The organism is Oerskovia douganii (assembly GCF_015142735.1).
GTDB classification, from domain to species: domain Bacteria; phylum Actinomycetota; class Actinomycetes; order Actinomycetales; family Cellulomonadaceae; genus Oerskovia; species Oerskovia douganii.
The window spans coordinates 1-23,745 of sequence record NZ_JACSPN010000005.1 but is presented as its reverse complement, the minus strand read 5'-3'; the positions used below and the strand labels follow the sequence as shown (position 1 = coordinate 23,745).

24 protein-coding genes are annotated in these 23,745 nt (G+C 74.0%); 10 read left to right on the top strand and 14 right to left on the bottom strand.

The features are described 5' to 3' along the window. Positions 1 to 2 precede the first annotated feature (2 nt). Positions 3 to 473, top strand: a complete 471-nt coding sequence (gene soxR / locus H9623_RS05455) for a redox-sensitive transcriptional activator SoxR (RefSeq protein ID WP_193719060.1) — start codon at positions 3 to 5, stop codon at positions 471 to 473. Positions 474 to 497: 24 nt separating this feature from the next. On the opposite strand, the gene H9623_RS05450 is transcribed toward soxR, so the two are convergent. From H9623_RS05450 to H9623_RS05425, 6 genes are read right to left on the bottom strand one after another with little or no spacing between them, the layout of a single operon-like run. Next, the gene (locus H9623_RS05450; protein WP_193719059.1) at positions 498 to 1,505 is read right to left on the bottom strand and encodes a hypothetical protein; all 1,008 of its coding nucleotides are present in this window, start codon (positions 1,503 to 1,505) and stop codon (positions 498 to 500) included. Further along, entirely contained in the window at positions 1,502 to 2,554 is a 1,053-nt protein-coding gene (locus H9623_RS05445; protein ID WP_193719058.1) for a vWA domain-containing protein, read from the bottom strand. Before H9623_RS05445 ends, H9623_RS05450 begins: the two co-directional genes overlap by 4 nt. Then, positions 2,551 to 3,630 carry a vWA domain-containing protein gene (locus H9623_RS05440; protein ID WP_193719057.1) on the bottom strand — a complete coding sequence of 360 codons (1,080 nt, stop codon included), beginning with the start codon at positions 3,628 to 3,630 and terminating at the stop codon, positions 2,551 to 2,553. The genes H9623_RS05445 and H9623_RS05440 overlap by 4 nt, the downstream gene beginning before the upstream one ends. Further along, positions 3,627 to 4,142 carry a hypothetical protein gene (locus tag H9623_RS05435; RefSeq protein WP_193719056.1) on the bottom strand — a complete coding sequence of 172 codons (516 nt, stop codon included), beginning with the start codon at positions 4,140 to 4,142 and terminating at the stop codon, positions 3,627 to 3,629. Before H9623_RS05435 ends, H9623_RS05440 begins: the two co-directional genes overlap by 4 nt. Beyond that, on the bottom strand, positions 4,129 to 5,124 hold the full coding sequence (locus H9623_RS05430) for a DUF58 domain-containing protein (protein WP_193719055.1): 996 nt from the start codon (positions 5,122 to 5,124) through the stop codon (positions 4,129 to 4,131). The genes H9623_RS05435 and H9623_RS05430 overlap by 14 nt, the downstream gene beginning before the upstream one ends. An 11-nt stretch (positions 5,125 to 5,135) precedes the next feature. Further along, complete coding sequence (locus H9623_RS05425; RefSeq protein WP_193719054.1) at positions 5,136 to 6,134, bottom strand: AAA family ATPase; 999 nt, start codon at positions 6,132 to 6,134, stop codon at positions 5,136 to 5,138. Between the two features lie 196 nt (positions 6,135 to 6,330). Between H9623_RS05425 and H9623_RS05420 the strand changes: the two genes are divergently transcribed. After that, on the top strand, positions 6,331 to 8,529 hold the full coding sequence (locus H9623_RS05420) for a cytochrome c oxidase assembly protein (RefSeq protein ID WP_321575296.1): 2,199 nt from the start codon (positions 6,331 to 6,333) through the stop codon (positions 8,527 to 8,529). Between the two features lie 182 nt (positions 8,530 to 8,711). After that, positions 8,712 to 9,716 carry a hypothetical protein gene (locus H9623_RS05415; protein WP_193719052.1) on the top strand — a complete coding sequence of 335 codons (1,005 nt, stop codon included), beginning with the start codon at positions 8,712 to 8,714 and terminating at the stop codon, positions 9,714 to 9,716. A gap of 74 nt (positions 9,717 to 9,790) precedes the next feature. On the opposite strand, the gene H9623_RS05410 is transcribed toward H9623_RS05415, so the two are convergent. Next, positions 9,791 to 10,252, bottom strand: coding sequence for a hypothetical protein (locus H9623_RS05410; RefSeq protein WP_193719051.1), 462 nt, complete (start codon positions 10,250 to 10,252; stop codon positions 9,791 to 9,793). A gap of 205 nt (positions 10,253 to 10,457) precedes the next feature. On the opposite strand from H9623_RS05410, the gene H9623_RS05405 reads away from it, so the two are divergent. Beyond that, positions 10,458 to 12,653, top strand: coding sequence for a S9 family peptidase (locus H9623_RS05405; protein ID WP_193719182.1), 2,196 nt, complete (start codon positions 10,458 to 10,460; stop codon positions 12,651 to 12,653). 138 nt (positions 12,654 to 12,791) lie between these two features. On the opposite strand, the gene H9623_RS05400 is transcribed toward H9623_RS05405, so the two are convergent. After that, entirely contained in the window at positions 12,792 to 12,980 is a 189-nt protein-coding gene (locus tag H9623_RS05400; RefSeq protein WP_193719050.1) for a hypothetical protein, read from the bottom strand. A gap of 229 nt (positions 12,981 to 13,209) precedes the next feature. Then, positions 13,210 to 13,893, bottom strand: a complete 684-nt coding sequence (locus H9623_RS05395; protein ID WP_193719049.1) for a family 1 glycosylhydrolase — start codon at positions 13,891 to 13,893, stop codon at positions 13,210 to 13,212. Positions 13,894 to 14,117: 224 nt separating this feature from the next. Here H9623_RS05395 and H9623_RS05390 point away from each other — a divergent pair, with 224 nt between their 5' ends. Further along, on the top strand, positions 14,118 to 15,899 hold the full coding sequence (locus H9623_RS05390) for a GH36-type glycosyl hydrolase domain-containing protein (RefSeq protein WP_193719048.1): 1,782 nt from the start codon (positions 14,118 to 14,120) through the stop codon (positions 15,897 to 15,899). 85 nt (positions 15,900 to 15,984) lie between these two features. Here the strand turns inward: H9623_RS05390 and H9623_RS05385 are convergent, their stop codons facing one another. Beyond that, positions 15,985 to 16,725 carry an alpha/beta fold hydrolase gene (locus H9623_RS05385; protein ID WP_193719047.1) on the bottom strand — a complete coding sequence of 247 codons (741 nt, stop codon included), beginning with the start codon at positions 16,723 to 16,725 and terminating at the stop codon, positions 15,985 to 15,987. A gap of 82 nt (positions 16,726 to 16,807) precedes the next feature. On the opposite strand from H9623_RS05385, the gene H9623_RS05380 reads away from it, so the two are divergent. Both H9623_RS05380 and H9623_RS05375 read left to right on the top strand, forming a co-directional pair. Continuing rightward, positions 16,808 to 17,605 (top strand): helix-turn-helix transcriptional regulator, encoded by a 798-nt coding sequence (locus tag H9623_RS05380; protein ID WP_193719046.1) that lies wholly within the window; start codon positions 16,808 to 16,810, stop codon positions 17,603 to 17,605. Positions 17,606 to 17,755: 150 nt separating this feature from the next. Further along, on the top strand, positions 17,756 to 18,214 hold the full coding sequence (locus H9623_RS05375) for a YbaK/EbsC family protein (RefSeq protein WP_321575295.1): 459 nt from the start codon (positions 17,756 to 17,758) through the stop codon (positions 18,212 to 18,214). Between the two features lie 136 nt (positions 18,215 to 18,350). Here the strand turns inward: H9623_RS05375 and H9623_RS05370 are convergent, their stop codons facing one another. After that, positions 18,351 to 18,575, bottom strand: a complete 225-nt coding sequence (locus tag H9623_RS05370; protein ID WP_193719044.1) for a hypothetical protein — start codon at positions 18,573 to 18,575, stop codon at positions 18,351 to 18,353. A 196-nt stretch (positions 18,576 to 18,771) separates the two neighbouring features. Here H9623_RS05370 and H9623_RS05365 point away from each other — a divergent pair, with 196 nt between their 5' ends. Continuing rightward, positions 18,772 to 19,803: a chymotrypsin family serine protease gene (locus H9623_RS05365; protein ID WP_193719043.1), complete on the top strand. Its 1,032-nt coding sequence runs from the start codon at positions 18,772 to 18,774 to the stop codon at positions 19,801 to 19,803. Between the two features lie 55 nt (positions 19,804 to 19,858). Further along, positions 19,859 to 20,170: a hypothetical protein gene (locus tag H9623_RS05360; RefSeq protein ID WP_193719042.1), complete on the top strand. Its 312-nt coding sequence runs from the start codon at positions 19,859 to 19,861 to the stop codon at positions 20,168 to 20,170. A 9-nt stretch (positions 20,171 to 20,179) separates the two neighbouring features. On the opposite strand, the gene H9623_RS05355 is transcribed toward H9623_RS05360, so the two are convergent. Further along, positions 20,180 to 20,671 carry a GNAT family N-acetyltransferase gene (locus tag H9623_RS05355; RefSeq protein ID WP_193719041.1) on the bottom strand — a complete coding sequence of 164 codons (492 nt, stop codon included), beginning with the start codon at positions 20,669 to 20,671 and terminating at the stop codon, positions 20,180 to 20,182. A 93-nt stretch (positions 20,672 to 20,764) separates the two neighbouring features. On the opposite strand from H9623_RS05355, the gene H9623_RS05350 reads away from it, so the two are divergent. Continuing rightward, positions 20,765 to 22,852, top strand: a complete 2,088-nt coding sequence (locus H9623_RS05350) for an NHL domain-containing thioredoxin family protein (RefSeq protein ID WP_193719040.1) — start codon at positions 20,765 to 20,767, stop codon at positions 22,850 to 22,852. 58 nt (positions 22,853 to 22,910) lie between these two features. On the opposite strand, the gene H9623_RS05345 is transcribed toward H9623_RS05350, so the two are convergent. Both H9623_RS05345 and H9623_RS05340 read right to left on the bottom strand, forming a co-directional pair. Beyond that, positions 22,911 to 23,375, bottom strand: coding sequence for a PTS sugar transporter subunit IIA (locus H9623_RS05345; protein ID WP_193719039.1), 465 nt, complete (start codon positions 23,373 to 23,375; stop codon positions 22,911 to 22,913). Next, the gene (locus H9623_RS05340) at positions 23,372 to 23,602 is read right to left on the bottom strand and encodes a glucose PTS transporter subunit EIIB (RefSeq protein WP_193719038.1); all 231 of its coding nucleotides are present in this window, start codon (positions 23,600 to 23,602) and stop codon (positions 23,372 to 23,374) included. Before H9623_RS05340 ends, H9623_RS05345 begins: the two co-directional genes overlap by 4 nt. Positions 23,603 to 23,745 lie beyond the last annotated feature (143 nt).

Below are 23,745 nucleotides of genomic sequence, written 5' to 3'. Positions count from 1 at the left end.
TCATGCCTGACGAGGGGCCCCAGCCCGACGACGAGCTCACGGTCGGCGAGCTCGCGCGCCGCAGCGGCGTCTCGGTGTCCGCCCTGCACTTCTACGAGCGTGAAGGCCTGCTCACGGCCCGCCGCACCCCGGGCAACCAGCGTCGCTACCCGCGCGAGACCCTGCGGCGCGTCTCGTTCATCCGCGTCTCGCAGCGTGTCGGCATCCCGCTCGCCCTCGTCCGCGAGGCCCTCGCGACGCTCCCGCAGAACCGCACCCCGGACGCCAAGGACTGGCGGCGGCTCTCCCGCATGTGGCACGCCGACCTGGACGCCCGGATCGAACAGCTCGTGCGCCTGCGGGACCATCTCACCGACTGCATCGGCTGCGGCTGCCTGTCGCTGCGCAAGTGCGTCCTGGCCAACCCGCACGACGTGCTCGCGGAGGAGGGCCCGGGCCCGCGGACCCTGCTGGTCGACGGCCTCGACGACTGAGCCGCCGGCAGGACGACGGCACCGTCACCAGTTCTTCGAGGAACCGCCCCCGTCGCCCGCGCCGCCCGTCGGCTCGTCGCCGCCGAAGTACTCCTCGTACTCCTGGCGGCTCTGCTCCTCGTCGTCCCGGGCCTCGGAGTCCTGCTGCTGCAGCTTCTCCTGCCGTTCGGCCTCGGCGCGCTCCTGCTCGCTCTGGTCGGCCCCGTCCGGGGTCTCGCCCTCTTCCTCCCCGTCCGGGGTCTCCGGGGCGGTGGGGTCGGGTTCCGGCTGGGCGTCCCTCGCCTGCTGCTGCTTGTCCTGCAGGCGCTGGGTCGACTCCTGGTTCTGCTCCTTCTCCTGCTCCGGCTGGTCCTCGCAGCCCGGCCACCCCCGGACCTGCTCGGCGGTCGCGTAGGACCGCTCGGCGTACGAGAACCAGGTGGTCGCCTCGTCCTGCAGGTCCTGGGGGTCGATGTCCGTGCCGTCGCCCTCCGGGTCGACCAGGAACTGGTTGTAGTCCTGGCCCGCGTCGCGAGCGGCGAGCGCCTCCTCGAGCGCCACCTTCTGGGCGAGGTAGTCCTCGGCCATGGTCGTCTCGAAGTCGCCCGAGGTCTCGTACGAGATCGAGAGGTTGACCTGGATGCGGCAGCGCACCGCGGGTGCCTCGTCCTCGGCGAGGTCGTAGGCGCGGTGCAGGTCCGAGATCGCGGCGACGTCGTCGCCGGACCGGTGGAGTGCGGTACCCGTGTTGTACCAGGCCTTCCACGGGTCGACGACGTTCATCGTCTTCTGCAGGCCGAAGTTCGTGGCGGCCTCCGAGTAGTCGTTCGCGTCGTAGCGCCCGGAGGCGTAGGAGGCGATCACGGGCAGGAAGGCGAGCTTGGTGCCGAGGACGAGCGCGGCGACCAGCAGGGGCACGGGCAGCAGGAGCAGCAGTGCCCGACGGCGCAGCCTCCTCGAGCGCATCGCCGCCCGCTGGGGGGAGCGCGTGCCGGGCCGACCGGTCTGCGGGAAGAACGGGCCGGGGCGCGGCGGGACACCGTTGTCGCTCATGCGCGCACCCCCACGCGTCGGGCCGCGGACCGGCCGGCAGCCCACGCCTCGAACCCGAGGAGCACCGCGGCCACGAGCGCGAGCGGCCACACCACGGGCCGGTAGGACGTGACCGTGCGCCGGCCGTCCGCCGCGACCTGCTGGGGGTCGACGCCCGCGACGAGCTCCGCCGTCGGGCCTGCGGTCTCGCGGTGCACGTACGGCACCCCGAGCTGGGTCGCGACCGCGCGCAGGTTCTCCTCGTCGATCACGGACAGCGCGTCGGGCGACTCGGTGTCCGTGATCGTCGACCGCGACGGGTCCTTGATGTACGCGGCGGTGGCCGGGTCCTCGCCCGGTGCGTACTCCTTCATGCGACCACCCTCCGGGGTGCCGTAGCCCAGGACGGCGCCACCGTCCACGAAGGGCGCGAGGTCCTCGTACGAGCGGGGCTCGCCGCTCGCGGTCTGCTCGCCGTCGGACAGGAAGAACACGAGGCGCACGTTCGACGGGCGGTCCGTCGCGGCCCCCTGGAGCGCTGCCGACAGCTCGTCGAGGGGCCGGTCCGTGAGCGACCCCTTCGAGTAGAGCGTGATCTCGCGCTTGAACGTGTCGGCCCAGGACGTGATGGCGCGGGCGTCGGTCGTGAGCGGGAGCTGGCGCGAGGCCTGGGAGTCGAACGAGATGATCGAGTAGCGGGCCCCCGGGATGTCACCCGTCAGGCTCGCGATGTCGTGGCGCACGCCCACGAGGCGCTCGTCCGTGCCGTCGAAGTCCTCCGCGGCCATGGATCCCGTGCGGTCGACCACGAAGAACATGTCGACGTTCGCGACCGACGTGTCGCGCTCCGTCACGGGGACGGAGGGCCCGAGGCCGACCACGGCGAGGACGGCGACGAGCGCGGTGCGCCGGGCCCAGGCGCCGCGTGGCCCGGCGGGAACCCCCTGGCGGGCCCCGCCCGAGCCGGACGACGCACGCAGCGCGACCACGAGCTGCCACACGGCGAGCCCGAGCAGCGGTACGAACACCACGGCCCACGCCCACAGGGGGATCAACGGCTGGACGGTCATTCGCGCAGCCTCCAGGCGACGACGAGGAGGAGCGCGACGCCGGCGGTCCCCACGAGGAACAGGAGCGTCGGCAGGTCCGTCACGATCACCTCGGGGGTCGCGTCGAGCTCGACCGCCTGCTGCGTGACGACCTCCTCGACCATGCCCTCGACAGCCTGCGGGTCGCCCGCGAGGAAGTACAGCCCGCCGCCCGCCTCGACCACGTCGCGGTACTCGACCTCCTCGGGCGTGCCCGCGTACAGCTCGGAGCCGCCGTAGATCCCGTGCAGCGTGATGTCGCGCGAGGCGACGAGCGCCGTGGCCTCCTCGAGCGTGTAGATCGGCTCGCCCGCGACGTAGTTGTCGGTCGCGAGGATGATCGAGCGCGACCGGTCCGAGGCCTCCTCGTCGAACTGCAGCGCACAGTTCGCGAGGCCGTCGCCGATGAGGCTCGCGGCGGACTCGTTCGCGAGCGTGCCCGCGGTGTACGTGAGGAACTCGAGGATGTCCTTCTCGTCGCGCCCGCTGCTGAAGTCGAGCGTGCTCGGGTCCTTGTCGAACGCCGCGACGCCCGCCGCGAGCTCCTCCTGGACCAGGGCGTAGTCGTCGGTCAGGGGGAACACGGTGCGCGAGGTCGAGTTGAAGATCGACAGCGCGATCCGCTCGCCCTCGAAGTTGTCGACCAGCTCCGAGTAGACCTTGAGGATCTCGCCGTCGTAGGCCGTCATCGAGCCGGACACGTCGAGGCACAGGACGATGTCCCGGGTCCCCAGCCGGTCCACGACCACCTCGGTCTCGACGGGGCGCGCGGCCACCGCGCCGACGCCGACCAGCGCGACGAGCAGGCCCACGAGCCCCCCGACCTGCAGCGCCCGGTAGCGGCGCACCCAGGCCGCGAACGCGGGGACCTGCGCGAGGTACGCCGAGTTCGCGACCCACGTGACGTCGTCGGGCCGCGCCTTCTGCGCCCGTTCCCGACGGCGGCGCGCGAGCCACCAGGCCGCCGCACCCGCCGCGAGGGCCAGGACCAGGACCGCGGCGAGCAGCCACGGCCACAGGATCGAGGCGCCCTGCGGCCCCGGGGTCAGTGCGGTCACCACGTCCTCACCACCGAGCGGGCACGGTCGATGGACTCCCTGCCCCCGGGCGAGACACCCTGCTCCCGGTGCGCCGACTGCTCGCCGTCGTCCTCCGCGAACGACGGCCGGTAGTAGCGCGCGATGAGGCGCGTCAGGTGCTGGGCCCCGGTCAGGCGCTCGATCTCGGACAGCGTCAGGACCGACGCGTCGACCCCCAGCCGGCCCGACGCGAAGCCGCGGACCTCCCGGGACAGCGCCAGGTGCAGGGCGCGCTCGTCGAGCTCGCCCGCGAGATAGCGCTGCTCGACACCCGCGAGACGGGACTCGAACTCGGCGCGCAGACCCGCGTACGGGTCGTAGGGGCCGCTCACCAGGTGAGGAGGCACGGACAACGCCTTCTCCTGCGCCGACGCGCGCGTCGACAGGACCGCGAACACGACCCATCCCACGACCAGCAGGAGCAGGAGGACCCCGAGGGCCGCCCACCAGCCGCTGTACAGGACCGGGGCGTAGAGCTCATCGTCGGGCACGCTTCTGCCTCCCCAGGAGCTCGACGAAACGCGGCACGACGTCGTCGGTCCCCGTCACGCTCACGGCCTCCACCTGGAGGGTGCGCAGCAGGGCCACCACGGACTCGCGCCGGGCCTGCGCGGCCTGCGCCGCGCCCGCCGCGACGTCCGCCCGGCCGCGCAGGAAGGGCGGCAGGTCGAGCGTGCCGTCGACGTCGGCGACCGGGCCGAGGCCGCGGCGCGCGCGGGTCCGCCCGGCGGGCCCCGCTGGGGCGGCCGGTCCAGCCGGTGCGGCTGCGGACGGTGCGGCTGCGGACGGTGCGGTGCCTGGCACGGGCGGCGGCGCCCCGACCGGCGACAGGTCCGCGACCGCGACGACCATGACCTCGTGGCGCACGCGCAGGCGCCGCAGCAGGACCTCGTGCTCGGGACCCGGGCGGGCCTCGTCGGTCACGACGACCATGAGCGAGCGGCGACGGAACGCGTGCAGGGCGCGGTCGAGCGCGCGGTTCAGGTCGCTCGCCGGTGCGTCGACGCCCAGCCGCCCCTCGACCGTGCGGAGCAGGAGCTCGAGGTCCTGCGTCCCGGCACGGGGCGGGAGCTGCACGAGCCGCCCCGCGTCCCCCGCGACGAGCGCGACCCGGTCGCCACGGTCGCGCGCGAGGTATGCGACGAGAGCGCAGCAGAAGGCCACGACGTCCGCCTTCGGTTCCCCGCTCGCCGCGGTCGCGCCCATGTTGCGGCCCGTGTCCACGACGAGGACCAGGTTGACGTTGGACTCGCGGGCGAAGCGGCGCACCACGGGGATGCCCGCACGGGCGCTCGACTTCCAGTCGATGTCGCCCACGTCCTCGCCCGGCGCGTACAGGTGGAGGTCGTCGAAGTCCTGCCCGTGCCCCTTGAGGATCGACCGGTGCCGCCCCTCGAGCAGCCCCGAGGCCCGCCGGGCCAGCGGGAGCTCGAGCCTGGCCCGCACCTGGGCCAGTCGCGACACGTCTGTCATGGACCTGCGCCCTACGGGGTGGGGACCGCGTCGAACACGGCGTCGATGAGCTGCTCGGGCGGGACGTCGTTCGCGAGCGCGTCGAACGTGCGCACCAGGCGGTGGCGCAGGACCGCGTAGCGCACGGCCTTGATGTCGTCCGGCACGACGAACGCCCGCCCGGCCTGGATCGCGAGCGCCTGGCCCACACGCATGAGCGCGATCCCGCCGCGAGGGCTCGCCCCGACGCGCACGTGCTGCGCCAGGCCCGGGACGGGCCGCGGCCCCGACAGGCGCGTCGTGTTGATGAGGTCGACGATGTACCGCTTGATCGACTCGTCGACGTACACGTCGTCGACCAGGCGCTGGAGGAACACGACGTCCTCGATGCTGACGGGCTCGGCCGTGATGGGCGCCGTCATGCGGCCCGTCGAGATGCGGTCCAGGATCTCCAGCTCCTGCGCCGGTGCAGGGTAGGTCAGCACCTCCTTCATGAGGAAGCGGTCCATCTGGGCCTCGGGCAGCACGTACGTGCCCTCCTCCTCGATGGGGTTCTGCGTCGCGACCACCATGAACGGCGAGGGCAGCGGGAAGTTCTCGCCGCCGATCGACGTCTGCTTCTCCTGCATGGCCTCGAGCATCGCCGACTGCGTCTTGGCGCTCGACCGGTTGATCTCGTCGAGCAGCACCAGGTTCGCGTGCACGGGCCCGAGCTGCGTGGTGAACGCCCCGGTCGCGTAGTTGTAGATCTGCGTGCCCACGATGTCGTTGGGCATGAGGTCCGGCGTGCACTGGATGCGGTGGAACGAGCCGTCGATCGCCGCCGCCAGCGTCTGGGCCGCGGTGGTCTTGGCGAGGCCCGGGACCGACTCCAGCAGGATGTGGCCACCGGCGAGGAGCGAGCTGACCAGGGCCGTGCGCAGGGCCTCCTGCCCGACGACGCGCTGGTCGAACACCTGCTCGACCCGCTTGAGCAGGTGGCCCGCGCGGTCCAGGTCCGTCGTGGAGATGCTGCCGTGACCTGTGGCCATCGTGGGGTCCTTCGCGGGCTCGGGGCGGTCAGGGCGCCTCGCCCCGGAGGGGACGCCGTTGCGAACCCGGCCCAGTATGCCAGCGCGGACGCACGCCCGGTCGGGGCGCTCGGGCCACGGCGGGCCCGTCGCGGGCGAGGAACGCAGCGGACCGCGGGAATACCGCGATGCACCGCGAGCCGCCTACCCTGGTCGGGTGACCGCCACCGCCCCCCGCAGCACCCCAGGAACCGCGCCCGACCGGACCGCGCAGCCCGCCGGCCGGGACGCCGCCGACCACCCGCGCAACCCCTGGTGGCTCGTGCTCGCCGGGCCCGCGGCCGTGGTCGTGGCGATCCTCTCGGTCGTCGCGGCGGGCGCCTTCTCCGGCGCCTTCCGGGCGCTCGAAGGGTTCGCCGACCCCGGGGTGGTCGCCCGCTGGGGTCTGCCGATCACCACGACCCTGACCGAGCTCGCGATCGCCCTGACCATCGGGTCGCTCGTGCTCGCGGCCTGCGTGCTCCCGGCCGGCCCGCCCCTGCGCAAGGCCCTCGGCGTGGCGGGCGCGGCCTCGGCCGTGTGGGCGGTGCTCACCGTGGCACAGACGATCCTGCGCTACTCGGTCCTGTCGAGCATGCCCGTCACGAGCGTCGGGTTCGGCGAGCAGCTCGCAGCGTTCGTCACCCAGATCTCGCTCGGCCGCAGCCTGCTCGGCGTCGTGATCGTCGCCGCCGTCACCTCGGCGTGCGCGCTCGCGGTCCGCACCGCGACCGGTGCCCTGTGGACGGCGCTGCTCGCGCTGACCGCCCTCGCGTTCCAGGCCAACACGGGTCACACCGCCGGCGCCGCGAGCCACGAGCTCGCGATCTCCTCGATGTTCCTCCACCTCGGCGGCGCGGCCCTGTGGATCGGTGGGCTCGGCGTGCTCGCGATCGTGCGGCTGCGCGGCGGCCTCGACCGGGCCGCGTTCGCCTCGTCCGTCTCGCGCTACTCCGCGATCGCGGGCTGGTCCTTCGTGGCGGTCGCCGTCTCGGGCGTCGCGAACGCCTGGATCCGCCTCGGCGGCGTCGACGGCCTGAGCACCGACTACGGGGTCCTCATCCTCGTCAAGGTCGGCCTCATCGTCGTGCTCGGCGCGATCGGGTTCGCGCACCGCGAGCTCGTCGTGCGCCGGCTCCAGGCGGGGGCCACCGGCAGGACGGGCACGGCCGGCGGTGCCGCCCGGACGACCACCGCCGCAGGCGGGCCGGGGACGGCGGGGGGCTCCGCCGTCGGGAAGGGCTCTGCGACGAACGGCGCTGCCCCGGGGAAGGCCGCCGCCGAGAAGGCCGCGACCTGGTTGTTCTGGCGGCTCGTCGCGGTCGAGCTGCTCGTCATGGGCGCGGTGTCGGGCGTGGCCGTCGCGCTCGGTTCCACGGCGCCGCCCGTGCCGGACGAGCCGATCGCGCTCCCGACCCCGGCCGAGCTCGTGACCGGGCACCCGTTGCCCCCCGAGCCGGACCTCGGCCGCTGGTTCAGCGAGTGGCGCTGGGACCTGCTGCCCGCGTTCGCGTGCGTCGCGGCCCTCGTCGTCTACCTGCGCTGGGTCCGGCGGCTCGCGAGGCGCGGCGACAAGTGGCCCCTGGGCCGCACCGTCTCGTGGTGCGCGGGGATCCTCGTGCTGTTCTGGGTGACCAACGGTGGGCCCGCGGTGTACGGCCACGTGCTGTTCAGCGCGCACATGGTCCAGCACATGGTGCTCGCGATGGTCGTGCCCATCTTCCTCGTGCTGGCCGCGCCCGTGACCCTGCTGCTGCGGGCCGTGCCCGTGCGCAAGGACGGCTCGCGGGGCCCGCGCGAGTGGGTCCTGGCGCTCGTGACCTCGAGGTGGGGGCAGTTCTTCGCCAACCCGATCGTCGCCGCGATCAACTTCGCCGGGTCGATGATCGTCTTCTACTACACCCCGGCGTTCGAGCTCGCGATGACGACGTACGTCGGGCACCTCGTGATGCTCCTGCACTTCACGCTCGCCGGGTACCTGTTCGCCAACGCGCTCGTCGGGATCGACCCGGGCCCGCGCCGACCCGGCTGGCCCCAGCGGCTCCTGCTCCTGCTCGTCACCATGGCGTTCCACGCGTTCTTCGGGGTGTCGCTCACGACCGGGACGCAGCTCCTCGTGCCCGAGTGGTTCGGGCTCATGGGGCACGACTGGGGCATCAGCGCGATCGCCGACCAGCAGCGCGGCGGCGGCGTCGCGTGGGGCATCGGCGAGCTGCCGACGCTCTCGCTCGCGATCGTCGTCGCGGTCATGTGGGCGCGGTCCGACGAGAAGGACGCCCGACGCCGCGACCGGCGCGTGGACAAGGACGGCGACGTCGAGATGGACGAGTACAACCGGATGCTCGCAAAGATGGCGGAGCAGGACACGAAGGACTGATCCCTTCGTCGCCGAGAACGGGGTTGAGGTCGTCATTCGTCAAATGACGACCTCAACCCCGTTCTGGACCGCGGGGAACCTCGTTCTCGACGACGATCCACAGGACGCCGGGCGGACCGGTCCGTCCACAGAGGCTCTCGTCCCACGGTCGGGCCGCTCGTGACCCGTGCTGTGATGCCGCGATGCGCCCTCTGTCGCCGCTCCCCGAGCCCCTCCTGACCGTCGCGTACCGCCAGGAGGGGTTGGTGTCGGCAGCGCAGTGCGACGCGAACGAGGTGCGCTCGCACCGACGCTCCCGCCTCGTCGAGCAACGACGCTGGAGCCGGGTGACCCGCGGCGTCTACGACACGAACCCCGTCCGCCCCGACCGGCGCGACGTGCCCGGCGCGCCCGACCACCGGCGTCGACGCGCAGCCTGGGCGGCGCTCCTGGCGTTCGGCCCGGACGCGATCGCCGTCGGACCGTGTGCGCTGGCCCTGCTCGGGGTGCAGGGGCTGCCGCTGCGGATCACCCCGCAGGCCGCCCTCCCGGGTGGCCGTGCGACCGAGTCCAGGGAGGGCATCGTGCTCCGGCAGTTCGACGACGGGATGACGGTCCACCGGGTGGGCGAGCGGTACGTCGCCACGCCGGACTGGGCCCTCGCCCAGGCCGTTCCGGAGGTGTCGCGCCGCTACGCCGTGGCCCTGATGGACAGTGCACTGCACGGTCGGCTGCTCGACGCCGGAGGCCTCGACCGGGCGCACGACCTGGCTCGAGGCCGTCGAGGCGTCGCCCGGACCCACTCGTGGTGGGAGCTCGGCGACCCACGGGCCGAGTCCCCGCTCGAGACCTTCGCCCGGCTCGACCGTCTCGATGCAGGTGTCCCGCCGGACGACCTGCAGGTCGTGCTGACGGGAGAGGCCGGGGAGTTCCTCGCCCGGGGTGACCTGGGCTGGCGCCTCCCGGACGGGGCGTGGTTGATCGCGGAGATCGACGGTGCAGGGGTGCACGGATCGCCTGAGGCCCTGTTCGCGGACCGGCTGCGGCAGAACCGCCTCGTCGCCTCGCGGGGTGCGGCACTGCTGCGCTTCACGGCTCGAGACCTGGCGACGCAGGGACGTGTCGGAGCCGAGATCAGGAGCTTCCTGGACCGAGCACGAGGTTCTGCGCGCTCGAGAACGGGGTTGAGGTCGTCATGCGTCAGATGACGACCTCAACCCCGTTCTCGGCAGCGGGGCAGCTCGGCAGCGGGGCCAGCTCGGCAGCGCGGCCCAGGCCCGGCTCAGCCAGCCGTCACGACCCAGCCGTCACCGGTGCCGGGCTCGACGCGCAGGGCCGTGCCCGGGCTCAGGACACGGTCGGCGACCGGGAGCTCCTGCGAGCACACGTCGGCCCGCGCGAGCCGCAGCTCCGCGGTCTGCGTCACCTGGTTGTCGTTGACGAACACGAGGTAGCCGGTTCCCACGTCGACCGTCTCGGGGAGCTCGCCCTGGACGGGGCCGTCGGTGGTCCCCGCGGCCTGGGCCACCTCGGTGGTGTCGTCGCCCGGGCACACGATCACGGCCTTCTGCCAGTCGAAGTGCGTGGTGCTGATGAGGTCGAGCTCGCCGTCGGCGTCGCCTGCGGCGTCGACGGCGGCGAGGACGGTCTCGTCGAGGTCCGGTGCGGGGTCGGACCCGCACCCGGTCAGGAGCAGCCCGACGGCGGCGCTCACGGTCAGGGCGAGGACAGGAACCTTGGGCACGGGTCCAGTATGCGCGTGCGCGGGCTCGCACCGGCACCCGCACCGTGGGCAGCCCCCGTGATAGGACGGTGCAGTGACCACTGACACTCCTGGCTTCCCGCCCGAGCCCTCGGGGCCCGGCCTCACCGACCCCGAGCAGCGCCCCACCACCCCTTTCCACGACCTCGACCAGTACGTCGCGATCCCTCGCACGGGCGGCCTCGTGATGTCCCCGGACGGGCGTCGGCTCGTGACGAGCGTGGCGACGCTCGACGCGAAGCGCACGGCGTACGTGTCGGCGCTGTGGGAGGTCGACCCGACCGGTCAGGCGCCGGCCCGTCGCCTGACGCGCAGCACCAAGGGGGAGTCGGGGGCGGCGTTCACGGCCGAGGGCGACCTGCTCTTCACGTCGGCGCGCCCCGACAGCGAGGCCTCGTCGTCGACCGAGGGCGAACCGACCTCGGCCCTGTGGCTCCTGCCGGCCGCGGGTGGTGAGGCGCGCATCGTCGCGTCGGCCCCGGCCGGGGTCTCGGCCCCGCTCGTCGCGCGCAGCGCGCCCGTCCTCTCGCTCGCGGCCGACGTCCTGCCCAGTGCACGCGACCTGGTGCACGACGCCGAGCTGCGCAAGGCTCGCAAGGACAAGAAGGTCGCCGCGATCCTCCACACGGGGTACCCGGTGCGGTACTGGGACCACGACCTGGGTCCGTCCGAGCCGCACCGGTTCGTCGCCGACCTCTCGCAGCTCACGGACGAGCCGGCGCGCCCGCTGCCCGCGGCCGACCCCACGGCCGACCCCGCGGCCGACGTCGACCCCCTCACGGGGCACGCAGCGGGCACCGACCCCGACTCCGACCCCGACCTCCCCGCGGGGCGCGTCGAGCTGCGGGACGTGACGTCCGCCGTCGGGCCGGCGCTGCGCGAGCACTCGGCGGACCTGTCCGCGGACGGCACCACGCTCGTGACGACGTGGCAGGTGCCCGGGCCGGGGGCTTCCCAGCGCTCGGTCCTCGTCGCGATCGACACCGCGACCGGTGAGCGCCGCACGCTCGTCGACGAGCCCGGCGCGGACGCGAGCTCGCCCGTGATCTCTCCCGACGGTGCGTGGGTCGTGTTCGTGCGCGACACCCTCACGACGCCGCAGGACGCACCTGTGCAGAGCCTCGCGGTGGTCCCGCTGCGGGCGGGCGACGGGTCGGACGGCGACCCGGGGGACGGCGGGGCCAACCACGGTCTGCGCTCGCTGGCCGCGAGCTGGGACCGCTGGCCCTCGTCGGTGGCGTGGCTCCCCACAGGAGACGGCCTGCTCGTGACGGCCGACGACGACGGGCGCGGCCCGGTCTTCCACGTCGCGTTCACGCCCGACGGCTCCGGGGTCGACGGCACGGTGTCACGCCTGACCTCGGACGACGCGACGTTCACCGACGTCCGCGTCGCGCCCGACGCGTCGGCCGCGTACGCCCTGCGCACGAGCTACCTCGAACCGTCGCACCCCGTGCGGATCGAGCTGGCGGACTTCCTCGCGGCCCCCGCCGGCCACGGCACGCCCGTCGCGGCGGCCCCGCTGCGCGGCCCGGTCGCGAGCCCCGACCTGCCGGGGACGCTCACCGAGATCGAGACCGCTGCGTCGGACGACGTGCGGGTCCGTGGCTGGTTGGCGCTGCCGCACGGTGCGAGCGCCGAGAACCCTGCCCCGCTGCTGCTGTGGATCCACGGCGGCCCGCTCGGTTCGTGGAACGCGTGGAGCTGGCGCTGGAACCCGTGGATCCTCGTGGCCCAGGGCTATGCGGTCCTCCTCCCGGACCCGGCGCTGTCCACGGGGTACGGCCAGGACTTCGTGCAGCGCGGCTGGGGGGCGTGGGGCGCGGCCCCGTACACCGACCTGCTCGCGATCACGGACGCCGCGGAGGCGCTGCCGGAGATCGACGAGACCCGCACGGCCGCGATGGGCGGCTCGTTCGGCGGGTACATGGCGAACTGGGTCGCGGGCCACACGGACCGGTTCAGGGCGATCGTGACGCACGCGAGCCTGTGGGCCCTGGACCAGTTCGGCCCGACGACCGACGCGTCGTACTACTGGCAGCGTGAGATGACGCCCGAGATGGCGGCCGAGCACTCCCCGCACCGCTACGTCGCGGACATCGTGACGCCCATGCTCGTGATCCACGGCGACAAGGACTACCGCGTCCCGATCGGCGAGGGGCTGCGGCTCTGGTACGAGCTGCTGTCGTCGTCGGGCCTGCCGGCGGCCGCGGACGGGAGCACCGACCACCGTTTCCTGTACTTCCCGGACGAGAACCACTGGGTGCTCCAGCCGCAGCACTCGATCGTCTGGTACCAGGTGGTGCAGGCGTTCCTCGCGGAGCGGGTGCTGGGCGTGGCGCCGGGCGAGGGCGCGGCGCAGCTCCCGACGACGCTGGGCTGACCCGCGGGGGCGCGGCGCGGCGCGTGCCGCGTCCCGCCCGCGCAGGGCGCGCGTCGGTCGGCGCAAGGGGGCCCGACGCCGGAGCGCGGCACGAGCGCCGGGCGCACGTCGGGCCGGGCGCGGCCTGCTGGGGGTCGGTCAGTGCGACGCGCGCCGGTGCGGCGGCAGGCGCCGGTCGCGGGCGGCGCGGACCAGCTCGACGATCATGAACACGAGGATGAACGCCACGACCAGGATGCCGAAGAGCAGGAACCAGTTCGCGGGGCCGGACCCCGTGGGGACGTAGACCGCGGCGTCGACGCTCGCGGCCTGGACGACTCCGAGCATTGCCGTACCTCCCTGCCGGGGGGCTCCGGGGTGGAACCCCTTCCCTCCAGCATGCACCCGGACGGCGCGGTCGCACCCGGGGACGGTCGACCCGTCGGCCCGCGTCCGCCCACCGCCCTCGTCGACCACCGGCTACGCGTCCGGTGGTCCTCGCGGACGGCGGGTGGGACGACGAAGCCCGGGGCTGCCGAGCAGGGGTGCTCGGCGGCCCCGGGCAGGGGGACCGGTCTCAGTCGTCGAGCGAGGTCTCGCCGCGGGCGACGGACCCGAGCCAGCCGAGGCTCGGCTTGGGGGAGCGCTCGAACGTCTCCGGGTCCCAGGCGACGAGCCCGAAGGTCGGCGCGTAGGAGCCCCACTCGTAGTTGTCGAGCAGCGACCAGTGGAGGTAGCCGATCAGCGGCAGGCCGGCCTCGACCTCGGCGTGCAGGGCGCGCAGCGCGTCGCGCGTGTAGTCGATGCGGCGCGCGTCGTCGGCCGTGGCGATGCCGTTCTCCGACACGAGGACGGGCAGGCCCGTGATCTCGTGCGCCAGCCGTGCGGCCTCGGCGATGGCGGGCGGGTAGTACTCCCAGCCGGTGAGCGTCTTCTCGGCGTCGTCCGGTGCGGGCAGGGGCCCGTCGACCGTGATGCGGGTGCGGGTGTAGGCCTGGACGCCGACGAAGTCGTCGCCGCGCGCGGCCTCGAGGAAGACGGTCTCGCGCGGGTAGGCGTACTCCCGCAGGACCTCCTCGGCGCCGGGGTCCGCGAAGAACTGCTGCGGGGCCACGGGCCAGCCCACGGGCACCCCGACCGTGCGGACGAGCTCGACCGCTCGGCGGTGCGCCGCGACGAGGTGCTCGGTCGCGACGGGGTCGGGCGCGTGCATGCTGCCCGCCTGGAGCTGCTCCGTGCCCTTGGCGGCCGTGATCATCATCGCGAGGATGTTGGGCTCGTTGATCGTGAAGACGTGCGAGGCGGCGTCCAGCAGCGGCAGGAGAGCAGCGTGCCGGCGGCGTCGCGCTCTGGCAGCAGGACGTCGTCGGTGCCCAGGCCGAGGGCGGCGAGCAGGTCCGGCTCGGCGAGCGCCTCGCCGGCGAGCAGCGGGGCGTCGCGCAGGACCGAGGGGGTCGTGGCCAGGGAGGCGCCACGGCGCACCGGATGACCAGCACGGGCTCCGGCGCGCTGACCGTGGCGATCACCGGTTCGGCGCACGGGGACGCCGGGGCGCTCGCGCTGGTCGCACCCGAGCACGACCCGCTCGACGACCTCGAGGCCACGCTCGCCGGGCACCTGGAGACCGTGCGCGGGCTGGTCCGCGGCCTGCGGTTCCAGCCCCACCCGGACCTCGCGACGCAGGAGCTCGACCTGCTCGTGCCCTGGTACGCGCACGACGCCCTGATCCACTTCCTGGTGCCGCACGGGCTCGAGCAGTACTCGGGCGCGGCCTGGGGGACCCGCGACGTGTGCCAGGGGCCGTTCGAGCTCGCGCTCGCCGGGGGCCGGGAGGACGTGGCCCGGCAGATCGTGCTGCGGGTCCTCGCCCACCAGCACACCTGGGGCGGGTTCCCCCAGTGGTTCATGTTCGACGCCTACGCCGAGCGCTACAACGACTCGTCGCACGGCGACGTCGTGGTGTGGCCGCTCTTCGCGCTCGCCCAGTACCTGGAGGCGAGCGGCGACCTGGGCGTCCTGGACGAGGTGCTCCCCTTCTGGGACCACGCGCGCCGCCGCCCCGCCTCCGAGGGGCCCGACGCCGCCGCGACCGTCCTCGACCACGTCGCCCGGATCCTGGACCATCTCGAGACCGACCTCCTGCCGGGCACGTCGCTGCCCGCCTACGGCGAGGGCGACTGGGACGACACCCTCCAGCCGGCCGACCCGCGGATGCGCACGAACCTGGCCTCGACCTGGACGTCGGCCCTGCTGGTCCAGGCGGCGGACCTCCTGGCCCGCACCACGACCGGTCGCGAGGAGCTGGGGACGCTCTCGGCACGGGCCGGGGCGCTCGCGTCGGCGGTACGCACCGACCTGCGCGAGCGTGCGCTCGTCGACGGCGTCATGGCGGGCTACGTGCGGCACGGCGAGCAGGGCGACGAGCTCGTCATCCACCCGCGGGACACGAGCACGGGCATGCGCTACCGGCTCATCCCCATGAACCAGTCGATCATCGCGGGCGTCTTCACCCGTGGGGAGGCCGAGCAGCACGAGCGCCTCGTCCTGGAGCACCTGCACTTCCCCGACGGCGTGCGGCTCATGGACCACCCCGCCGCGTTCGACGAGGGCGTCCCCCGCACGTTCCAGCGCGCCGAGCAGGCCGCGAACGTGGGGCGGGAGGTCGGCCTGATGTACGTGCACGCGCACATCCGCTACGCCGAGGCCCTCGCGGCGCTCGGCCGCGGACGGACGCTCGACGAGCTGCTCCGCATCAGCCCGGTCGACCTCGGGTCCCGCATCGCGCACGCCGCGCCCCGCCAGCGCAACGCGTACTTCTCGTCGAGCGACGCGGACTTCCCCGACCGGGCGAGCTTCGCGCGCGACTTCGACCGGCTCCGGGACGGGTCCGTGGCCGTGCGGGGCGGGTGGCGGGTCTACTCGAGCGGGCCGGGGATCTACCTGCGCCAGCTCGTGCAGGGCGTTCTCGGCCTCGCCGAGCAGGCGGGTGCGCTCCTCGTCGACCCGGTCCTGCCGGCGTCGGCCGACGGCCTCTCGGTCGACGTCGAGCTCGGGGGGCGGGTGCGCCACGTCGTGTTCCGGGTCCTGGAGCGGGACGGGGAGCGGGGCGAGGGCGTGCGGGTCCGTGCCGGCTCGGTGCCGGAGGATCTCGTCGACGTGCCGGCCGCCCCGCGGGCAGGCGACTACCGCGACCGTGGCGTCGTCGTGTCCCCGGGGGGCCTGGGCGAGGCTGCGCTCGTCGAGGTCACGGTGACCGCCGGGTCCTAGCCGTGCAGGCGCGGCGAGGACGCGCCGAGGACGAGGTCGGGCCGCCGGACCGCGCGGCCCGACCTCGTCGTCCGTCCCGGCGGGACTATGCCCGCGCGGCCCGCACGATCTCCGTCGCGAGGTCGGCCGGCCGCGAGAACATGGGCCAGTGCCCGGTCGGCAGGTCGACGTACGTGACGTCGAGCTCACCGAGCTCGGTGTGCAGGGGCGGGCCGGGGTTCGCCATCTGCTCGACCATCTCGGCGGGCAGGCTCGTGCAGATCGCTGTCGCCGGGACGTCGAGCCGGGCGGGGTCGCTCACGCGCACCCGGCCCCCGGCCACGCCCGCGGGGTGGGGGACGGCCCGTGCGCGGAACCGTGCGAGCCCGGCCTCGTCGACCCCGTCGAGGCTCGACCCCTGGGCCGCGAGCTCGTCCCACGAGGGCAGGGGGAGCTCGACCGTCCCCGCCGGGAGGTCGGGGGCGAGCGAGGCCCCGTCGACCAACGGTCCCGAGTCGACGTAGACCGCTCGGCGGATGCGCGCGGGGTCCCTGTCGACGACCTCGTGGATCACGGGCCCGCCGCCGCTGTGGCCCACGAGCACGACGTCGCCCTCGAGCGGCGCGATCACGTCGCGCACGGCCTGGACGTGGTCCTCCCGGGTGAGGTCGCTGCGGTCGGTCCGGGCGTCGTCGAGCCCGGGGAGCGTGACGGCGTGCGGTGCGAGGCCTGCGGCCTCGAGGTGGGGGACGACGTCGTCCCACGCCCAGGCCCCGAGCCAGAAGCCCGGGACGAGGACGACGTGGACCTGCTGGTCGTTGCTGCTGTGCTGTGTCGAGGTGGTCATGACCCCAGCCTGCCGGGGGGTCGGTGACACCTGTCTGTCACCATTGTCCGAGGGGTTCCGACGATCTCGACGAGGACGGCACGTGAACAAGACCGAGCGGCTCTACGCCATGGCCGAGGAGCTGCGTCGCGCCGGACGCGCCGGGACCACCGGCGCCCGCCTGGCCCGGCTCCTCGAGGTCAGCGAGCGCACGGTCAAGCGCGACGTCTCGGCGCTCCAGCAGGCCGGCCTGCCCGTCTGGGCGCAGGCCGGGCCGGGGGGCGGCTACGTGCTCGATCCCTCCGCGTCCCTGCCTCCCGTCAACTTCACGCCGCAGCAGGCCGTCGCGGTCGCGATCGCGCTCGCCGCGCTCCCGCCCGGCAGCCCGTTCGCGGTCGACGCCGCGGCGGCCCAGGGCAAGGTGTGGGACGCGCTCGGCCCGCAGGCCCGCGAGCGCGCGGCGGCGCTCGCGGGGAGGGTGTGGATCGACCGCGGTCCGGGCCCGGGGGAGTCTGCGGTGCCCGACGGCGCCGCTCGCCCGGGTACCCCCGTCCCGTCCGCCCACGGGTCGGCCGAGGGCGGGACGGGCGGCCCGGTGCCCCACGCCCGCGTGCACCTGCAGGTCCTGCGTGCGGTCGAGCAGTCGCTGGACAGGTCCCTCGTGCTCGCGATCAGGTACCGGGACGGGCGCGGGAACGAGTCGGTGCGCCGCGTCGAGCCCGTGATCCTGGCCCACACGGGCCGCGCCTGGTACGTGGTCGCGTGGTGCCGCTCGCGCGAGGCCATCCGGTGGTTCCGCCTCGACCGGACCGAGCGGGCCGACCTCACGGGCGAGCCGTACGTGCCCCGGCCGGTCGCGGAGGTGGGGACCCCGCCGTCGGGCGCTTCTCCGGTGGCCTGAGCGACCGGTGACTCGCGGGGTCGCGCCGAGGACGACGCTGCGCCTGGTCGAGAACGGGCGCAGCCGGGGTGCTTCCGTCCGCGCGACCCGCGAGCGATGATGTCTCCGACCACCCAGAGCGGCACCGTCGCCGCAGACCCGAGGAGTCCCGTGAGCACCGACCGTACCCGTGCCTTCTTCGACGCCCAGGCGCCCGACCTCACGATCCTCGACACGGGTGAGGACACCGCGACGGTCCAGATGGCGGCCGCGACGCTCGGGGTCGAGCCGGGGCAGATCGCCAAGACGCTGGCCCTGCGTGACGGCGAGCGCAGCTTCCTGCTCGTGACGCGTGGCGACGCGCGGGTCGACAACACGAAGTTCAAGGCGACGTTCGGGGCCAAGCCGCGCATGCTCGACGCCGAGGCCGCGACGGAGCTGACGGGGCAGCCGATCGGCGGTGTCGGTCCGTTCGGGCACAGCGGACCCGTGACCGTGTACTGCGACGTGTCGCTGCAGGGCTTCGAGACGGTGTACCCGGCGGCGGGCAGCCCGACGAGCGCGTTCGCGATCACGCCCGACCGGCTCGCGGAGCTGGCGGGGGCCCGGTGGGTCGACGTCAGCCGGTAGCCGGGCGCGCCCGGTGCGACGAGGACCGGTGCGGACGGGGTGCGACGAGAGGTCAGAGGACCTTGTCGCCGAGCAGCCGGTTCACGGTGCAGATGTCGACGCCGCGGAGGCGGCGTCGTCGAAGTCGATCACGCGGTCACGCTGCCATGGCCAGCGACTGGGTCATGACCGACGACACCGCTGAGGCCTCGAGCCAGCGCCGGACGAGACGGGCGTCCGCGGCACGGCGCAGAGGGCTGAGCAGGTTGAGGTGGGCGTAGGTGCGGTGCTCGACGAGGGCGGCCCGGTCGTGGTCGAGGGCCCAGAGGATGGCGCAACGGATCTCGTCGGTCGAGGGCCGGAACGCGTGGTCGATGTGCATGATCACTCTCAAGGTGAGGGCCGCGGGTCTCGCGGCGGAGAAACTGTGTACACCTCTCAAGAGGGGCGAACCATGACTTCATGACGCGACTTCGAGGAAGAAGTTTTCCTGGGAGTGGCGTGTCGTGAAGCGAACAGCCCGACGACACGGTGACGTGCGTCACGTCCGTGTCGGTGGGCTGTGCCAACCTCGTCGCATGGACAGGGACGAAGCACGGGAGATCAAGGCGCAGCTCGCAGACTTCGCACGCGACCTCACGGAGCGCGCGGGCCCGGACGCGACCGCGAGCGGGCTGCCCATGCCCGGCACGACGGAGCAGGGACGGTCTGCCCCGGCGCTCGCGCTCGGCCTCGCGCCGCGCGAGGGCGGCGGGTACGGCATCGCGGTCCGCTACCGCCTGGGGGTCCCGCAGGTCCGGAGCATCGCACGCCGCGTCGCCTCGGAAGCCGGGACCGTCGTGGACGTGCGGCGGACCGGCCGGATCCGGGCGCTCGGCGGGTCGGGTACCGGTGCCGGACCGCGACCACCCGTCGTGACCGCCCGGGCAGCAGGGGAGACGGGCCGGGTGAGACCGCTGCGCCCCGGCGTCTCGATCGCGCACGTCGACGTCACGGCCGGCACGCTCGGCGCGTTCGTCCTGGTCGGGGACACGCTCCACGCCCTGTCCAACTACCACGTGCTCGCCGGGTCGCCGAGAGCCCGGGTGGGCGACGCCGTCGTGCAGCCGGGGCCCGCCGACGGCGGACGGGCCCCCGCCGACCAGGTGGGGACCCTCGCCGCGACCGTGCCCCTCGCGGCCGGCCGGACCGCGACCGTCGACGCCGCGATCGCGCTGCTCGACGACGGGGAGGTCGACCTCGACTACCCCGTGGGTCGCATCACGACCACGGCCGTCGCGCTCGGCGGCGAGACGGTCGGCAAGATCGGCCGCACCACGGCCGTCACGGCCGGGCGCGTCACCGCGATCGAGCTCGACGACGTCCTGGTCGGGTACGGCGAGGAGCTCGGGGTGCTGCGCTTCGACGACCAGATCGAGGTCGAGGCCACGGGAACCGGGCCGTTCTCGCGCGGCGGCGACTCGGGGTCGCTCGTGTACCGCGAGGACGGCGTCGCGCTCGGGCTGCTCTTTGCCGGGTCGGAGACCGGGGGAGAGAATGGGAGCGGGCTGACGTACGTCAACCCGATCGACACCGTCCTCGCCGCGCTCGATGCCCGGCTCGCCCGCTGAGCCCTGGCCGCGGCTCGCCGTGGACGGTCGGCCTGACGGTCGGAGGGTGGCACCAGTGGCGAGCATCGACCAGGCCCGGGACGCGAAGGCCGCGCTCAAGCAGGCCCTCGCGGGCCACGACGGCGTGACGGGGATCGGGCTCACGCGGGCACCGGACGGCTCCCGCGACACCAGCGATGCCGACCGGGCCGACAGCACGGGCGACCCGACGCAGCCCGCAGAGCTCACCGCGGCGCCCGAGCAGCCCGACGACACCTGGTGCCTCCAGGTCAACGTCGTCGACGCCGACGCCCAGCGCGACCTGCCGCAGGAGATCGAGGGCGTCGCGGTCGTCGTGCGCGTCACGGGTCAGCTGGGAGCGGGCTGAGCCGGTTTCTCAGTCGGACAGCACGAGGACCAGCTCGGTGACCGTCGCGCCGCGCGCCGGAGCGAACGACTCCTCGCTGCCCACGCGCACGAACCCGTTGCGCTCCAGCACCCGGACGGAACCGAGGTTGTCCTGGACGACCCGGGCGTGCAGCGGCCGCTCGGTCACGTCCGCGAGCAACGCCGCCAGTGCGGCTGTCGCCACCCCCCTGCCCCACCAGTCCTTCCGGATCCAGTAGGTGACCTCGGTGTCGCCCTCGATCGGGAAGACGGCCACGCTGCCGACCACGTCGCCCTCTATCTCGACGACCTTCGCGACGATCGTGTCGTCGGCCAGGATCCGCCGGAACTTCTCGAGGTACGCGTCGCGATCCCGGGCGGTCGCGTCGGTGAAGGCGGCCTGGTGCTGGGCCGTGTCGTCGAGCTGGATCTCGAACAGCGTCGGGAGGTCGTCCTCCCGCGCAGCCCGGAGCGAGACCCTGCGTGCCACGTCGTCGGTCATCCCGCCTCCACCCCGAGGAACAGTCGCGCGTCGAGACCGCGAGGCTAGCACCCGGGTGTCGGGCGGACGCCCGGCCTGGGGCAGAATTCTCGGGTGAGCTCCACGACCCCCCACGCCCGCCTGCCCCGCGTCCGCGCCTCCGAGCTCGTGGGTCGCGGCTGGCTCAACACCGGCGGCCGCGACGTGTCGCTCGCCGACCTGCGCGGGCGGGTCGTCGTCCTCGACTTCTGGACGTTCTGCTGCGTCAACTGCCTGCACGTCCTGGACGAGCTGCGCGAGCTCGAGGAGGCTCGTCGCGACGACCTCGTCATCATCGGTGTCCACTCCCCGAAGTTCGAGCACGAGGCCGACCCGGTCGCGCTCGCCGCGGCCGTCGAGCGCTACGAGGTGCGTCACCCCGTCCTCGACGACCCCGAGCTCGTCACCTGGTCCGCGTACACCGCGCGGGCCTGGCCGACGCTCGTCGTGATCGACCCCGAGGGCTACGTCGTCGCGCAGATGGCCGGCGAGGGGCACGCGTCGGCGCTCGCCGCGCTCGTCGACGAGCTCGTGACCGAGCACCGTGCCAAGGGCACGTTGCGGTCCCTCGCGGCCGGGAGCGACGACGTCTACGTGCCGCCCGCCCCGACGGCGGGCACGCTGCGCTTCCCCGCCAAGGCGATCGCGCTCCCGGGAGGCAACCTCCTGGTCGCGGACGCGGGCCACCACTCGCTCGCCGAGCTCGCGCCCGACGGCGAGACGCTCGTCCGGCGCATCGGCTCGGGCGAGCGCGGGCTCGTCGACGGCAGGCCCGACGACGCCCGGTTCAGCGAGCCCAACGGGCTGTGCCTGGTCCCGACCGAGCTGCGTGCCCACCTCGACTACGACGTGCTGGTCGCCGACACCGTGAACCACGCGCTGCGCGGGGTGCGCCTCGCGGACGGCCACGTGACGACGGTCGCCGGGGCGGGTGGCCAGTTCATGGTCGGTGGGGTCGAGAACGTCGCCGCCACCGCCCCCGATCTCCCGGGTGAGCGTCGCCTGAGCCCGTTCGACCCCGAGCTCACCTACGACCCGCTGGGCGTGAAGCTGTCGTCGCCCTGGGACGTCGCGTGGGTCCCGGGCTTCGGGTTCGTCGTCGCCATGGCCGGGAACCACACCCTGTGGGCGGTCGACGACTGGAAGCTGGGGCTGCTGGCCGGGACCATGAACGAAGGCCTGGAGGACGGCCCGGCCGCCGCGGCGTGGTTCGCGCAGCCCTCCGGTCTCGCGTCCGGTCCTGACGGTCGGCTGTGGGTCGCGGACTCCGAGACGTCAGCGCTGCGGTGGGTCGACGGGTTCAGGGAGTCGCCCGGCCTCTCGGCGCTCGGCGACGGTCTCGAGGTGCGCACGGCGATCGGGCAGGGGCTGTTCGACTTCGGTCACCGCGACGGCGCGGCCGACCAGGCCCTGCTGCAGCACCCGCTCGGGGTCGCCGCGCTGCCCGACGGGAGCGTCGCCGTCGCCGACACCTACAACGGGGCGATCCGCCGCTACGTCCCACCGGCCGCCTCGGACTCCGACCCGGGCGTCGGTCAGGAACCGGCCGCGGGCCGGGTGACGACCCTGGCGACGGGCCTGGCAGAGCCGAGCGGCGTCGTCGTGCTCGTGGACGGCGAACCCTGGGCTCCCGGCAGCACCACCGAGCCCGGGGCGCGCATCGACCTGCTCGTCGTGGAGTCGGCCGCGCACCGCGTCACGCGCGTCGCGCTCCCGGCGACGCTCGCGGGAGAGGTGCTCGACGGCGGGGCGCACCGCACGCAGCGACCCGTGACCGAGGTCGTGGCCGGGGAGCTGCGCCTCGACGTGCCGTTCTCGCCCGCCCCCGGGCAGAAGCTCGACGACCGGTTCGGGCCGTCGACCCGGCTGACCGTGAGCGCGACACCGCCCGAGCTGCTGCTCGACGGGGCCGGGACGGGCACCGACCTGTCGCGGGGGCTCGTCGTGAACCCCGAGGTGGGCGAGGGCGTGCTGCACGTGACCGCGCAGGCCGCGTCGTGCGACGTCGTGCCCCTGCTCGACGACGGGACGCCCGACCCCGACGTGTTCCCCGCGTGCCACCTGGCGCAGCAGGACTGGGGTGTGCCCGTGCGGGTGGTCGTCGACGCGTCAGGGGCCGGGGACGACCCGTCCCGGGTGCTGAGCCTGCCCCTGCGGGGATGACCCCGGTCAGGTCAGGACGAGCGTGACCGCGAGGTCGTGCTCGTCCTGACCCTGCGGATCACTCCCAGATGAGCAGGTCCTCACCGCGCGCGACCCACGTCCCGACCGGCGCGAGCGGCGTCACCGCGTCGGCCGAGCCCTCGAGCGCCACCACCGGGCAGACGGCCGACCGGCCCCCGTCCTCGATCGCCGCCGGGTCCCACGTGACCAGGGTCGCGCCCTGGTGGACCACGTCGCCCTGCGCGACGTGCAGCGTGAACCCCTCGCCCGCGAGCTGGACCGTGTTGATCCCCAGGTGGACGAGCACGGCCCGACCGCTCTCGTGCGTGATGACGAACGCGTGCGGGTGCAGCTTCGCGACGGTTCCGGTGATCGGCGCTGACACGAGGCCCCCCTCGGCGGCGTCGGGAGCGATCGCGATGCCCGGCCCGACGAGTCCCGCCGAGAACACCGGGTCGTCGACCTCGGAGAGCTCGACGACCGTCCCCGTGACCGGCGCGAGGACAGTCAGGGGAGCGGTCAACGGAGGTCCTCGATGTCCGACGCGATGTTGTCCGCGTCGGGTCCGACGATCACCTGGATCGCGTTGCCCGTCCGGACGACCGCGATGGCGCCCGCAGCGGTGAGGACCTTGTCGTCGACCAGCGTGGGGTCCTCGACCTCGACGCGCAGGCGCGTGATGCAGGGTTCGAGGTCGAGGACGTTGGCATCCCCGCCGAGCCCCTGGAGGATCTGCTCTGCCTTGCTCATGTCGTGCTCCTTCGTGTGCTGGTGCGGACGTACGTCGAGGCGCCCCCCCGGGGGGGGGGCGGGGGGGCCATCACTGCAGGTCAGGAGCTCGCGACTACCACCGCGAGCACCGACGATCAGAGGTCGTAGTACAGCTCGAACTC

Bases quoted from the DNA above. Each gene is read 5' to 3' on its own strand.
- H9623_RS05415 (WP_193719052.1), top strand. From the start codon at position 8,712: ATGCGCCCTCTGTCGCCGCTCCCCGAGCCCCTCCTGACCGTCGCGTAC.
- H9623_RS05390 (WP_193719048.1), top strand. From the start codon at position 14,118: ATGACCAGCACGGGCTCCGGCGCGCTGACCGTGGCGATCACCGGTTCG.
- soxR (WP_193719060.1), top strand. From the start codon at position 3: ATGCCTGACGAGGGGCCCCAGCCCGACGACGAGCTCACGGTCGGCGAG.
- H9623_RS05400 (WP_193719050.1), bottom strand. From the start codon at position 12,980: ATGCTCGGAGTCGTCCAGGCCGCGAGCGTCGACGCCGCGGTCTACGTC.
- H9623_RS05445 (WP_193719058.1), bottom strand. From the start codon at position 2,554: ATGACCGTCCAGCCGTTGATCCCCCTGTGGGCGTGGGCCGTGGTGTTC.
- H9623_RS05340 (WP_193719038.1), bottom strand. From the start codon at position 23,602: ATGAGCAAGGCAGAGCAGATCCTCCAGGGGCTCGGCGGGGATGCCAAC.
- H9623_RS05405 (WP_193719182.1), top strand. From the start codon at position 10,458: ATGTCCCCGGACGGGCGTCGGCTCGTGACGAGCGTGGCGACGCTCGAC.
- H9623_RS05430 (WP_193719055.1), bottom strand. From the start codon at position 5,124: ATGACAGACGTGTCGCGACTGGCCCAGGTGCGGGCCAGGCTCGAGCTC.
- H9623_RS05395 (WP_193719049.1), bottom strand. From the start codon at position 13,893: ATGATGATCACGGCCGCCAAGGGCACGGAGCAGCTCCAGGCGGGCAGC.
- H9623_RS05370 (WP_193719044.1), bottom strand. From the start codon at position 18,575: ATGCACATCGACCACGCGTTCCGGCCCTCGACCGACGAGATCCGTTGC.
- H9623_RS05355 (WP_193719041.1), bottom strand. From the start codon at position 20,671: ATGACCGACGACGTGGCACGCAGGGTCTCGCTCCGGGCTGCGCGGGAG.
- H9623_RS05385 (WP_193719047.1), bottom strand. From the start codon at position 16,725: ATGACCACCTCGACACAGCACAGCAGCAACGACCAGCAGGTCCACGTC.
- H9623_RS05450 (WP_193719059.1), bottom strand. From the start codon at position 1,505: ATGAGCGACAACGGTGTCCCGCCGCGCCCCGGCCCGTTCTTCCCGCAG.
- H9623_RS05365 (WP_193719043.1), top strand. From the start codon at position 18,772: ATGGACAGGGACGAAGCACGGGAGATCAAGGCGCAGCTCGCAGACTTC.
- H9623_RS05425 (WP_193719054.1), bottom strand. From the start codon at position 6,134: ATGGCCACAGGTCACGGCAGCATCTCCACGACGGACCTGGACCGCGCG.